Genomic DNA, 12,221 nt, shown 5'->3' on the forward strand with positions numbered 1-12,221 from the left:
ACGTCTTCTCTATCCTTCATGCTGGCATACCTGCTCGCATATAACGTTACTGCTTAAATGATTTATGGATTGAATCATTTAATATCAAAAGATGGGGCTAATAAAAAAGCCTCTTTGTCGAGGCTTGATTATAACTGATATTTAAGAACGGTAATCAGCATTAATTTTGACATAGTCGTAAGATAAGTCACAGGTATATACTGTGTCTTTGGCCTGACCACGTCCTAAATCAACACGAATGGTAATTTCGGTTTGAGCCATAACACGCGCGCCCGCTTCTTCGGTATAGTCCTCAGCTGCGCCACCATCTTTACAAATTTGTACATCGTCTAACCACACTTGAATTTTAGACACGTCTAAGTCTTTAACCCCTGCATAGCCAATCGCAGCTAAAATACGTCCCCAGTTCGGGTCCGATGCAAAGAGTGCAGTTTTGACAAGTGGTGAATGGGCAATGCTATAAGCAATATCACAACATTCTTGAGTATTTGCGCCGCCTTCTACAGCAACAGTAATAAATTTCGTCGCCCCTTCACCATCACGGACAATTAACTGTGCTAAACGATTCATTACACGAGCAAGAACTTCTAACACTTTAGCGTAGCGTGCATCGCTGTCTAATGTGATTTCAGTACCACCTGCCTGACCTGTTGCTACGAAAATACAAGAGTCATTTGTTGAGGTATCACCATCAATCGTAATACGATTAAATGAATGCTCAACCGTGGTCTTTAATAGCTTTTGTACTAAATCACGGCTAATAGGTGCATCTGTTGCCACAAAACTTAACATAGTTGCCATGTTCGGGCGGATCATGCCAGCGCCTTTACTAATACCTGTCATGGTATAAGTAATGCCATCAAGCTCAAATTGTTCAGATGCGCCTTTAGGTACAGTGTCTGTGGTCATAATGCCAGATGCAGCATCATTCCAAGCCGCGTCTTGCAGGGTATTTAACGCAGGCTGAAGACCGGCAAGTAAGCGCTCCATTGGAAGCTGCTCACCAATCACACCTGTAGAAAACGGAAGTACTTCAAAACTGTTAACTCCTGCAAGCTCAGCTAACTTCGCGCAAGTATCCTGAGCATTTTTCAAACCTGTAGGTCCAGTACCTGCATTGGCATTACCCGTGTTAATTACTAAATAGCGCGGATTACCTTCGGCAAGATGAGCTTTAGAGACATGAACAGGCGCTGCACAAAATGCATTTTGAGTAAATACACCAGCAACATTTGAACCTTCTGCAAACTCAAAAATGACTAAATCTCGTCGGTTTTGGTAACGTACATATGCTTCTGTTGAGCCAATTTTTACACCTTTTACCACATGCATTTGTGGCATTGTTACGTCACCGACAGCCATTTTTAGAACATCCAAAGTTTGTTGAATAAGATCAATATTTCAAAAAAAGCAATGCAGTAAAGCACCGACCTTATGAAATATCATAGTGGACAGCTTAGTAGAAAAGTCTAAAAAAATCGAGCGCAAAAACGGCTCATTGTTGCTCTAGTTTTAATAAAATATCTTTCTTATCAAGCCCACCAGCAAAACCAACTAATGCCCCACCCGCACCAATGACTCGATGACAAGGTGCAATAATGGAAATCGGGTTTTTGCCATTTGCCGCGCCAACTGCTCTCACCGCTTTTTCATTGCCAATTTGAACAGCAATATCTTTATAACTTCTTGTTTCACCATAAGGGATGGTCAGTAAAGCAGCCCATACTTGTTTTTGAAATGCAGTCCCTTCGAAATCTAACGACAATGTAAATTCACGGCGTTTGCCTTCAAAATATTCTTTTAATTGTTGTTCGGTCTTTAATAAAACTGGATGCTCAAGTTGTTCGACCAGCTCGGCCAGTCGAACACGTTTTGGATTTTCATTGTCCCAAAGTACTGCCACCAAAGCATTTTCATTCGCAACCAGCTTTAATTGCCCAACAGGCGAATTGATATACTTATAAGACAGCAACATAGTTTTATTCTCTTAAGACGGCGATGAAATTTTCATTAAAACCAAACCTGACACAATTAATACAGCGGCAATCATTCGCATAGCTCCAATAGGTTCATGAAGAAAAAATATACCTACAAGAAATGACCCAATTGCGCCAATGCCTGTCCAAACCGTATAGGCAGTGCCAAGAGGTAAAGTTTTCATTGATATTGAAAGCAGTACTACACTCAAAATCATAAAAACTACGGTAATAACACTAGGGGTTAAACGTGTAAAACCTTCAGACATTTTCATAGAATATGCCCAAATGATTTCAAATACACCTGCTAAAATTAAAATAGCCCAAGCCATAACATTCACTAATTTTTATAGCGTCAGGTCGTCCCGACATGATGTCCCATTATGGGGGAGGTCGTTCCTCCTTTATGTGAGGACTCAGTTTACTTTAAAATAAAAAATGAAGGCAAACCCTGACACAGGCTTGCCTCTATCAGAAAATATTATTCATTTTTTAACTGTAAAATTTTTCGTGCACCATTTAAAACAAACAAAACAATAATTAATCCAATCATTAAATCAGGATAACGCGAACCAGTAATGGCAACCAATATCCCTGCAATAATGACACCTAAGTTAACGATGACATCATTTGCAGAAAAGATATAACTCGCCTTCATATGTGCCCCGCTCTCCTTATGGTCTCTCATTAAATAAAGGCAACTAATATTGGCCGCAAGAGCTAATCCGCCAATTAAAATCATGAGAATTGAAACAGGTTCACTGCCATAAATAAAACGGCGCAACATATCGATTAACACAATCATGGCTAAGCCAAACTGCAACCATCCTGAAAGATGCGCAGCCTTTAATTGCGCATTTAGATTTTCACCCACCACAAATAAAGCAATGCCATAAATTGCAGCATCAGCAAACATATCGAGCGAATCGGCAATTAATCCTGTAGAGGAAGCGATGATGCCGGCCATAAACTCAATGACAAACATGACGCCATTAATCAGTAACAACCATTGTAAAACTTGCTTTTGTGCTGCATTGGTTGAAGAACTAGCTCGAACCTTTTTAGGTTTTTCAACAGGTTCATAATGTGGCTGCGTTTGTTGTAACTCTGCTCCTAATCCTAGACGCTGTAAACTTTGAGTAATCATTTCAGCCTGAACACTGTGATAAATCGCCAAATGACGCGCTGGTAAATCAAAATGAAGTTCTTGAATATCGTCATTGTAAGAGGCTAAAGCCATCCGTACCATTTGCTCTTCGGCTGCACAGTCCATTCGGGGGATATGGTAATAACTTACCCATTGACTCTTTTTAGCCACAGGTTCACTAGGCGTGAAACACTCCTGAGACGTCGTGCTTGAGCACCCACAGCTAGAGCTAGTTTTACTTAAATGTATTTGATTCTCTTGTTTTTCTAAAGCCATCTTTGCACCATAACTGACACAAAAAACAATGCAATTAGTATAAACCAATGGCATATGTTTAAGCTTACTTTTTGTTCGTAAATTAGAATTTTAGCGTTAACCCTGCTCCATAATACCAACCATGTTCAGAGTCGGTTCCAGTTTGCCAATCAGTTTGTTTTAAACCTTTCTCATAGCCATAACCGACATCAACAAATGGCATGACCTTTTTGTTGATTTCATAACGGGTTTGAAAACCAGCTTGTAAACTTGATAAACCTGTTTTACTGGCATATTGAGATTCATCTTGCAAAACAACATCTGCTTTTAAATAAGGTTTACCAATTAACTTTTGGGTAAAGAGTAAGTCCCTTTCTGTTTCTAGACTTAACTTCCATAGCTGGTCTTCACCTACATAAAGATAAGCATCGGTTTCAAAAAAGTAAGGTGCCATGCCATGTAAACCCACTACACCGGCCCAGCGATCTTGCTTTTCATCTTCTCTTTGTAAACGTTCGTAGTTTACACCGGCCTGTACATCCCAATAGTCAGCTACATTTCGGCTATAAAGTACTGAACCGCCGTAATTAGCATCTTCTGACTCTGCTTTTTCAACGTGGGCTTTAATGAACAATTTGTTTTCATCCGTTCCCACCCAAGTTTCTAATTCCGAAGAAAAACTACCTTCTCCCTCTTCGTTTTGAGTCCATCCCGTATCAATCGTAGTTGCTTGATAGATCTGACCACCGTGTTCGCGTAAATGATCATGTGTAAAAGGTTCTTGAGCAAAAGTAAATATAGATATACTCGAGAAAGCACTGCAACATAACATTTGAGAAAATAACTTAGTGATGCGCATGACTAGCTCCTTTCTCATTTTTAGATTGAACTGGTGGTTGAGCTTGAGCAGGTTGTTCTCCATCATTTACTTGAGCAACAATCAACTTATTCATCATTCCGGCACTCATGTGATAGAGCAGATGGCAATGAATCGCCCATTCTCCTAAGGCATCGGCTGTCAATAACGCAGTAACCGTCTTTCCAGGTGGAACAATAAGGGTATGTTTATTTGGTAAGTTTTCAGCTTGTTGGCCATTTTCTAACTGCATAAACATGCCATGTAAATGCATTGGGTGAGCCATCATGCTGTCATTCACAAACTTCAAGCGGATGCGTTCGCCATACTTAACTTGTAATGGTGTCGTATCACTAAATTTCTTGCCATTAATGGTCCAGATATAACGTTCCATGTTGCCACCTAAACGAATGACTAACTCACGTTCCGGTGCACGAGTATCTGGTTGAGGTGTTAAAGATTGCAAATCGCTATATTGGAGTGCCTTCATACCCGCTGGTGTTGAAGCATTTGCCCAGCCATAAACTGGCTCATCCCTTTTAGTCTTATTGTCAGCTTGAATCGGCATCTCATGATTCATATTCATCATAGCGTGGTCATGCTCGCTAGCTGACATTGCCTGCATATCATGCTTCATTTCAGGCATCGCTGACATGTCGTGCTTCATTTGCATCATAGAATGGTCGTGTTGGCCAGATGACATATTTTTCATGTCATGATCCATTTTCATCATTGTAGAATCATGATTAGCATGGCTCTCTTCTTTTTTCATTTCAGGCATGGACGACATGTCATGCTGCATGTTCATTTGATGGCCAGCATGTTCACCATTTCCATCCCCATGACTCATGCCCATATCTTCCATGGTTAACAAAGCGCGTGGACGTGGTTCTGGCATTTGAACTGGGCCTACAGCCTGTGCACTTTCATTATGCAAAGTACCGATAGCAAAACCACTACGGTCAATAGACTCGGCTTCAATCTGATAATTTGCTTGTTTAGGCTCTACAATGACATCGTAGGTTTCAGCTGTACCAATACGAAACTCATCAATTGCAACAGGCTTAACTGGCTGTCCATCTGCACTCACAACAGTCATTTTCAAATTTGGAATTCTGACATCAAAAAATGACATGGCCGATGCATTAATAAATCGTAATCGAACCTTATCACCAGTCTTAAAGTTACCTGTCCAGTTTTGCTGAGGTGTTTTGCCGTTGACTAAGAACGTATAGCCCGTCACATCAGACATATCGGTTTTTAACATCCGCATCTGATTCCACATCGAACGATCTTGCCAAGTTGCTTTTAAACCTTGTGTTTTAACTTGCTTCAAAACATCAGATACGGTTTCACGGCGGTTTTGATAATACTCAGCAGATTTCTTCAAATTCTTCATAATGCTATCGCTAGAAGAATTATGAAAGTCTGAAAGCATCACTACATAATCACGATCAGTTTTCTCATGAGCAGCAACAGGTATTTTTCCTTTTGGATAAATCACGAGCGGGCCATATAAACCATCTTGCTCTTGGCCTTTACTATGGGCGTGATACCAATACGTGCCGTTTTGTTTCACCTTAAAGCGGTAAACAAAATCTCCATTTGGAGCGATTCCTTTAAAACCATTGAAACCCGGTACACCATCCATTAACCCTGGCAGTAATAACCCATGCCAGTGCAAAGAGGTATCTTGATTCTTTAACTGATTATGAACATGAATAACAGCGTCATCCCCCTCCTCAAACTCAAGGAGTGGTGCTGTAAACTTGCCATTTACGGTAATTCGTTTTAAAGGTTGGCCCGTAACATTGACCTGTTGTTCATTAATATTAAGGTGATATTCCTTAATTGCTGCGAGTGACCATGGTGAAACCAATAGCCCAAATACAGCGACTAAGCTGCTAATTGTTTTATGAGACATTGCTGTGATCCTTTTTAATTAAAAAAATAAGTAAATAAGGATCAAGCTTTAGGAGGACGTAAAATTTCTTGCCAGTATCCGGCTAAATGTTGAGCCTGATAAATACTGCTAAATTGATATGAAATAGGAATAAATGGGGATTCAACGTCTGGTACAGCTTGCTGCAGAGCAAAATTCACCATTTGGCAATGGACAGGGTTACAGTCCTGACAATGCTCTCCATGCGAATGAAGAGACTGTGTTATCTTTTGATTACATACAGGCTGATCATTTGCTTGAGTATGCATATTGTTATGCGAAAATTTTTCGCTATGACACGGCATAGTATGAAGATCATGTTGCATAGGCTTCTGTGCAATAGACACACCACTCCACCCAATGACGAAAGCCATTAGGAACACAAACCAAGCATACTTGCGTAAGTGTTGTAGAGCCATTGTGATTTATCGCCTAGAGCCGATGAGTGATCTTAATGCCATTAGCATAACGAAGTTTTAAAAGAGATACAATTTTCTATCTTAACTGCTTGTTATAGAGCAATTAAGCAAATGGGGGTTGATGCTGAAGTACTAAATCAATCACCTCTAATGCACCTTCTTGCTCATTACTTACAGTAGTATAAGGCGCCACTGCTTTTAATGCTTCTACTGCATTTTCAACTGCAAACCCATAACCCACAGCTTTAATCATCTGCATATCATTGTTGTTATCACCAATCGCAACCACTTGATTAGTTTCAACCTGCCATTTTTGTAGTAATAAGTTCAAACCGTGTGCTTTATGCTGGTCGGGAAGAATCAAATCGATAAAATTAAAACCACTTGAAACAGGTACCAAAACTTTATCTGCTACAAAACTTTGCTTCTGAAAATGCTCAAAAATCGCAAAGCTCTCGTTTTCCTGAGCCGTAAAAGTAATTTTGCACACTAAGTCATCTAGTGCATAAAAGTCATCTACAACTGTCAGCTTTTCAAAATATCGGGCAACCTTGGCATAGTCCTCTGCGTTCATGCTGCTATGCACATAAGCACTTTTTTTTCCACAGATCACCATGGTTGAGGTATACGCTGGGTCAATCGCTTTTAAAATTTCAACGTATTGTTGCTGACTTAAATGAGCAAAAGCTAATTCTTGCCCAGCATCTACAACATGTGCGCCATTTTCTGCAATAAAAGCAATCTCATGATTAATTTCTGGAAAATAGGTAACAAGTTTTGCAAGTTGATTACCACTGGCTACCACAAAATGAATATTATTTTGTTTTAGTTGTTCATATTGTTTTAAAAAACGTGCTTTGTTGTACTGCTTTTTGGAATTAAGAAAAGTCCCATCCATATCTACCGCTAAAATTTTTACTGTCATTAATAATCGAGGTCTCTTACTAAAAACTTATTAAACCAAATTTAGCTTTATTTTTCATGACACTTTTACAGTTTTATACGTATGCATGCACAAAAAGTTTTACACAGAGATGCATTGTTTTTTGCACAGGTTATTTTTTAGCAAAGCTTAATAAAAAACTAGCTAATAAATTATTCAACACGCATAAAAAAAGAACGCCAAAACGTTCTTTTTTCATAGTTTTTGTCTATAGAATAAACGGTTGATCTAATTTTGTTTATTTTACCAACATCTTATCCATACGGTTATCAACACAGTTATCCATACAGTTATAAACAAAGTTATCCACAGGTTTATTTTAGATTAACTCTATCTTTTTAAGCATCAACACTGCCTACTTTCGCAAGCTCTGCACGCATTTGGTCAATCACAACTTTATAATCGGGTTGACCAAAAATTGCTGAACCAGCAACAAACATATCTGCACCAGCTTCTGCAATTTCACGGATATTTGCAGGACCAACACCACCATCAACTTCTAAACGGATATCACGGCCACTTGCATCAATAATTTTACGAGCTTCACGTAATTTTTCTAAAGTCATTGGAATGAACTTTTGTCCACCAAAACCAGGGTTTACACTCATTAATAAAATTTGGTCAACTTTATCAAGTACATAATCTAGATAATGCAATGGTGTTGCTGGGTTAAAAACCAAACCTGCTTTAGCACCACCAGACTTAATAAGCTGTAATGAACGATCAATGTGGTGAGATGCTTCTGGGTGGAATGTAATAATATCTGCCCCAGCTTCTAGGAAATCGCCAATAATACGATCAACTGGAGATACCATTAGATGCACATCAACAGGAGCTGTAATCCCATAGTTTTTTAAAGCCTTACATACACCTGCACCAAAAGTTAAATTTGGAACATAGTGGTTATCCATCACGTCAAAATGCACTACATCTGCACCTGCGGCTAACACTTTGTCTACATCTTCGCCTAAACGAGCAAAATCGGCAGATAAAATAGAAGGAGCAATCAAATAAGGCTTGGACATAGGTGGATGACCTGGCTAGAAGTTTAAGGAGAGGCTAAAAATTATAACAAAAAAGAACCTACTTGGCCCGCCCTTCCTTGCTTAAATGACAACATTTCAAACATGAAACGTAACGTTGCAACAATAGAATGCTAATGGCCAAATGAATTTGTTAAGGTACATTAAACCAATGTGAGGATTGATAATGAAAAGCACAACTCATCTATTAACAAACGATGGAAAACGCATTGCAAAACGTCTAGTTAATCATTGGAAACACAAATTTGAAGTACAAGAAACCGAACAAGATTTTAAAATCTTAATGCCTACCGCAACAATTACGCTTGCACCAGAAACAGAGCAGTTAAACGTTGCTATTGATAGTCAGTTAGATGACCACAACCACTTAGAAAAAGTTGTTCTTGATCATCTAAACCGTATGGCTCAACAAGAATTTCAAGTTGAATGGCAACACTAAACTAATTAGCCAGATACTTTTTCTAACTGGATTGCATGAAACTGCAAATGCTCATCCATAAAGGTCTGGATAAAATAATAGCCATGATCATAGCCAGCATGTTGTCTTAAAGTTAAAGGCTGTCCTGCCTTTAAACATGCTTGTTTAAATTTTTCAGGGTGAAGTTGTTCATAAAATTGGTCATCCAAACCCTGATCCACCAAAATTTCGCTAAATACTGCACCATTTTTTAAAACCAAAGCGGTGGCATCATGAGCCAACCAGCTTTCGCGGTCTGCACCCAAATAATGACTAAAGGCTTTGTCACCCCATGCACATTCGGTTGGTGCACAGATCGGGGCAAAAGCAGATACCGACTTAAACTTTTCAGGATATTTAAACGCTAAAGTTAATGCGCCGTGGCCACCCATTGAATGCCCAAAGATACCAACTTGTTGAGCATTTACAGGAAAGCTTTTTAAAATGAGTGGATATAGCTCATCTATTAAATAACTTTCCATTTGATAATGCTCAGACCAAGGTGCTTCTGTGGCATTAATATAAAAGCCTGCGCCTTGACCTATATCCCAATGATCCCCTGCCGCAACCTGTTCGCCACGTGGAGAAGTATCAGGTGTAATCAAAATAAGACTAAGTTGTGCTGCCAGATGCTGAGCATGTGCTTTTATGGCAAAAGTTTCTTCAGTGCACGTTAAACCCGCTAAGTAAAACAAAGTTGAGCAAGCTTTACCTTCTAAAGCTGCCGGTGGTAAATAAACACCAAACTTCGCTGCTCCTTTTAAATAAGAAGATTCAAATTGGTATATACGCTGCTCGCCCTCAAAGCAGCGGTTTTTTTGCAGGAGTTGCATCGTTTTTGGCCTCTGTTTTTGTTTGAGTAATATCTACACTACCCGTATTTTGCTGAGGAAATAGATACTTTTCCAATTGAGGTAGCATAAGTTCCATATTTTTACCGATCATCCACTGAGGTTCTGAAGGTTCAACACCTTGAGCCACTTCCCATTTGGTTACCGTTTGCTTAGCGGTGTTAAACGAATCTTTCATTGACGATTGCTCTCGCATAGCTAAATCAAAGAAAGCTCGTCCAAAATAGGTATAGTCAGCTTCGTTATTACACCCAAAAGAAGTTTTATCAGCAGCCGATGCAGTAATAATTAAAGTATCAGGAGACTGTAAAGCAGGAATAAAGCTTCCTGAATAACAGGCAGAAATGACAATCACACGCCAGCGAATGCCAGATTTATCCAGTGTTTCACGTAACCATTTCGGGTCTACTTGCCCTAAATCTAATGGCGCATTTTCAATTTCGAAGTGATTTTGTTCACCGTGTGAAGTCATATATAGAAATAGGACATCGCTATCACGGTTCATTTGCTGGCCCATACGGCGTAGTGCCAGTTCAATACTGGTTTTAGACGCAATCGGAATTTCTGTTCGCGTATCTGGATTATTGACCAGCATCATCGAACGACCAATCGTTCCGAAACGTGTATCAAACTGCTCTTTAATACGGACCACTTCCGATTTAAAAACATCTTGATAACTATCGCCAGCAACACCTAAAAAGTACCAATGGCTTTTGGCGAGCTCACCATATTGAACTTGCTCTAAAGAATCGTTCAACAACTTACTTTGCGCATAAAAAGCATCTTCAGCAAATGTAGGAGCCGAATCTTCTACTTTCCAAATCGGTTGATCTTTTACAGAAAGTTGCCAAACCACCATCGTTGCAATAGTCGCAACCATAACCAATGCACGTTCCCACCATGGCCATTTAAGCTCACGTGAGAAAACCCAAATTACCGCTAAACTTTGCCACACGAATAAAGCTACAAATAAGCTCGGTAAAATTCCGTTATAAATAGCATCGGGAATAAAGTTGAGATAACCATTAGACCCCAAATACTGAATTAAACATTGAATTAATAAGATATTTGTATCTAGAACTAGCCAAAGTAAAGCAGGAACTAGCATTAAACGAGGTTGGTTAGTTCGCTGTGATAAGAAAATACCAACAATTAAGGCAATGAATGGCCAAAGTGCATAACCAATTAAACCTTGTGAATTAAAATCACCGATTTGACCAGCGACAAGCCAACTATAAAGAGAGTTAGTACATCCTCCTAAAATTCCCCAGATAATAAGCTGAAGAATAGATGGATGCACAATCTGTAAAGAACGTCTTGACCCCAAAAACAGCCACATTCCGGCAATTTGGTTGCTTTTAAAATCATGCCAAAAGTTAATGGAGGGTTTAAGATCAATCATAAAAGGTTTTCAAAAATTTCGTTTTTGACAGGCATCTTAAGTGTATGCCTGCTAAGAATTTTAGCAATCATGCTTTTGAACTATATCACATATATTTGTGCATTATTCAAGCAATAAAACCTAACCTTACATAAGCCTACTGAAAATACGCATCAAAACGACAAGCATCCCCTTGCCATTGATGAGCTGGCTCTTGATTTGCCAAGAAAATAGCATGGCGTGGCCGCTTAACCACGACACGCTTAGCAACTTTCTGTGCCAAAACTAGCAAATTATCCCCCAAATCCATCTCACCATCTTCGGGTAAAAGGAGATGTAAAAGCTGCATCTGCTTTTTGACTTGAGCTTGTTTTTTAATTGCTTGTTGATTCTGGTCGCGCTGTGGGAACATCGGGTCAAGATAGACTACATCAACCGTTTTTGCTTCTTGATGTAATTGCTGTAAATAGCTTGCAGAGTCAGCAAAGATCAGTTGAATACGATCCATAAATTGACTTAAAAATGGATCACGTTCCGCCTGAGCTTTTGAATCTTCAAGTAAAGTAAATAAAATCGGATGGCGCTCAACGAGCTGGATTTGGGCACCTAGATAAGCCATAAGTAAGCTGTCATGGCCTAAACCCGCTGTAGCATCAACCAGTACCGGCTTTTCACCTAACTGACAAGCACGGGCAATCATTTCCGATTTAAGACTTGCACGTTTTAAACGTGGAATTTCAGCTTTCCAATCGGGTTGCATTTTCATGCCATTAGCAGATAACCAAAGTCCGTTTTCATCTACACAAAGGGCAATTTCAGGGTTGAAGCGTAAAAACCGCGCATTCAGCTTTTCAATTGGCTGTAAATCGACAGTCACACCTCTAGAACAAAGCACAGCTTGATAGTGCTGTGCCTGTTCTTGAAAAACTACTTCAAAATATATATGCATGA

General features: G+C 39.4%; 13 protein-coding genes. 1 reads left to right on the forward strand and 12 read right to left on the reverse strand.

What is annotated here, in order from left to right:
• Positions 1-141: 141 nt before the first annotated feature.
• From argJ to rpe, 9 genes are all read right to left on the reverse strand, one after another.
• Complete coding sequence (gene argJ, locus HJG58_RS07670) at positions 142-1,362, reverse strand: bifunctional glutamate N-acetyltransferase/amino-acid acetyltransferase ArgJ (protein WP_068529833.1); 1,221 nt, start codon at positions 1,360-1,362, stop codon at positions 142-144.
• 133 nt (positions 1,363-1,495) lie between these two features.
• Entirely contained in the window at positions 1,496-1,975 is a 480-nt protein-coding gene (locus HJG58_RS07675) for a methylated-DNA--[protein]-cysteine S-methyltransferase (protein ID WP_170248454.1), read from the reverse strand.
• A gap of 12 nt (positions 1,976-1,987) precedes the next feature.
• A complete protein-coding gene (locus tag HJG58_RS07680) occupies positions 1,988-2,308 on the reverse strand; it encodes a DMT family transporter (RefSeq protein ID WP_002115842.1) in 321 nt (106 codons plus the stop codon).
• Between the two features lie 149 nt (positions 2,309-2,457).
• Positions 2,458-3,453 carry a cation efflux transmembrane domain-containing protein gene (locus HJG58_RS07685; protein ID WP_216076532.1) on the reverse strand — a complete coding sequence of 332 codons (996 nt, stop codon included), beginning with the start codon at positions 3,451-3,453 and terminating at the stop codon, positions 2,458-2,460.
• Positions 3,454-3,481: 28 nt separating this feature from the next.
• Positions 3,482-4,237, reverse strand: coding sequence for a copper resistance protein B (locus tag HJG58_RS07690; protein WP_216076533.1), 756 nt, complete (start codon positions 4,235-4,237; stop codon positions 3,482-3,484).
• Positions 4,224-6,158, reverse strand: coding sequence for a copper resistance system multicopper oxidase (locus HJG58_RS07695; RefSeq protein WP_170248455.1), 1,935 nt, complete (start codon positions 6,156-6,158; stop codon positions 4,224-4,226). The genes HJG58_RS07690 and HJG58_RS07695 overlap by 14 nt, the downstream gene beginning before the upstream one ends.
• A gap of 41 nt (positions 6,159-6,199) precedes the next feature.
• Complete coding sequence (locus HJG58_RS07700; protein WP_170248456.1) at positions 6,200-6,595, reverse strand: hypothetical protein; 396 nt, start codon at positions 6,593-6,595, stop codon at positions 6,200-6,202.
• A 103-nt stretch (positions 6,596-6,698) separates the two neighbouring features.
• Positions 6,699-7,520 (reverse strand): Cof-type HAD-IIB family hydrolase, encoded by an 822-nt coding sequence (locus HJG58_RS07705; RefSeq protein WP_170248457.1) that lies wholly within the window; start codon positions 7,518-7,520, stop codon positions 6,699-6,701.
• A gap of 356 nt (positions 7,521-7,876) precedes the next feature.
• Entirely contained in the window at positions 7,877-8,563 is a 687-nt protein-coding gene (gene rpe, locus HJG58_RS07710; RefSeq protein WP_000043044.1) for a ribulose-phosphate 3-epimerase, read from the reverse strand.
• Positions 8,564-8,747: 184 nt separating this feature from the next.
• Here rpe and HJG58_RS07715 point away from each other — a divergent pair, with 184 nt between their 5' ends.
• Positions 8,748-9,020, forward strand: a complete 273-nt coding sequence (locus tag HJG58_RS07715) for a DUF2218 domain-containing protein (RefSeq protein WP_000843456.1) — start codon at positions 8,748-8,750, stop codon at positions 9,018-9,020.
• A gap of 5 nt (positions 9,021-9,025) precedes the next feature.
• On the opposite strand, the gene fghA is transcribed toward HJG58_RS07715, so the two are convergent.
• The 3 genes from fghA to HJG58_RS07730 all read right to left on the reverse strand — a co-directional run bounded on the left by fghA (position 9,026) and on the right by HJG58_RS07730 (position 12,219).
• The gene (fghA, locus tag HJG58_RS07720; protein WP_170248458.1) at positions 9,026-9,871 is read right to left on the reverse strand and encodes an S-formylglutathione hydrolase; all 846 of its coding nucleotides are present in this window, start codon (positions 9,869-9,871) and stop codon (positions 9,026-9,028) included.
• Positions 9,840-11,291: a C13 family peptidase gene (locus tag HJG58_RS07725; RefSeq protein WP_170248459.1), complete on the reverse strand. Its 1,452-nt coding sequence runs from the start codon at positions 11,289-11,291 to the stop codon at positions 9,840-9,842. Before HJG58_RS07725 ends, fghA begins: the two co-directional genes overlap by 32 nt.
• Positions 11,292-11,427: 136 nt before the next feature.
• Positions 11,428-12,219, reverse strand: a complete 792-nt coding sequence (locus tag HJG58_RS07730) for a class I SAM-dependent methyltransferase (protein WP_170248460.1) — start codon at positions 12,217-12,219, stop codon at positions 11,428-11,430.
• Positions 12,220-12,221: the final 2 nt, after the last annotated feature.

Source organism: Acinetobacter geminorum (assembly GCF_013009345.1).
GTDB lineage: Bacteria > Pseudomonadota > Gammaproteobacteria > Pseudomonadales > Moraxellaceae > Acinetobacter > Acinetobacter geminorum.

What these genes read in the sequence shown, in the direction of transcription:
- argJ (WP_068529833.1), bottom strand. Translation starts at nt 1,362, where the DNA reads ATGGCTGTCGGTGACGTAACAATGCCACAAATGCATGTGGTAAAAGGT.
- HJG58_RS07675 (WP_170248454.1), bottom strand. Translation starts at nt 1,975, where the DNA reads ATGTTGCTGTCTTATAAGTATATCAATTCGCCTGTTGGGCAATTAAAG.
- HJG58_RS07680 (WP_002115842.1), bottom strand. Translation starts at nt 2,308, where the DNA reads ATGGCTTGGGCTATTTTAATTTTAGCAGGTGTATTTGAAATCATTTGG.
- HJG58_RS07685 (WP_216076532.1), bottom strand. Translation starts at nt 3,453, where the DNA reads ATGCCATTGGTTTATACTAATTGCATTGTTTTTTGTGTCAGTTATGGT.
- HJG58_RS07690 (WP_216076533.1), bottom strand. Translation starts at nt 4,237, where the DNA reads ATGCGCATCACTAAGTTATTTTCTCAAATGTTATGTTGCAGTGCTTTC.
- HJG58_RS07695 (WP_170248455.1), bottom strand. Translation starts at nt 6,158, where the DNA reads ATGTCTCATAAAACAATTAGCAGCTTAGTCGCTGTATTTGGGCTATTG.
- HJG58_RS07700 (WP_170248456.1), bottom strand. Translation starts at nt 6,595, where the DNA reads ATGGCTCTACAACACTTACGCAAGTATGCTTGGTTTGTGTTCCTAATG.
- HJG58_RS07705 (WP_170248457.1), bottom strand. Translation starts at nt 7,520, where the DNA reads ATGACAGTAAAAATTTTAGCGGTAGATATGGATGGGACTTTTCTTAAT.
- rpe (WP_000043044.1), bottom strand. Translation starts at nt 8,563, where the DNA reads ATGTCCAAGCCTTATTTGATTGCTCCTTCTATTTTATCTGCCGATTTT.
- HJG58_RS07715 (WP_000843456.1), top strand. Translation starts at nt 8,748, where the DNA reads ATGAAAAGCACAACTCATCTATTAACAAACGATGGAAAACGCATTGCA.
- fghA (WP_170248458.1), bottom strand. Translation starts at nt 9,871, where the DNA reads ATGCAACTCCTGCAAAAAAACCGCTGCTTTGAGGGCGAGCAGCGTATA.
- HJG58_RS07725 (WP_170248459.1), bottom strand. Translation starts at nt 11,291, where the DNA reads ATGATTGATCTTAAACCCTCCATTAACTTTTGGCATGATTTTAAAAGC.
- HJG58_RS07730 (WP_170248460.1), bottom strand. Translation starts at nt 12,219, where the DNA reads ATGCATATATATTTTGAAGTAGTTTTTCAAGAACAGGCACAGCACTAT.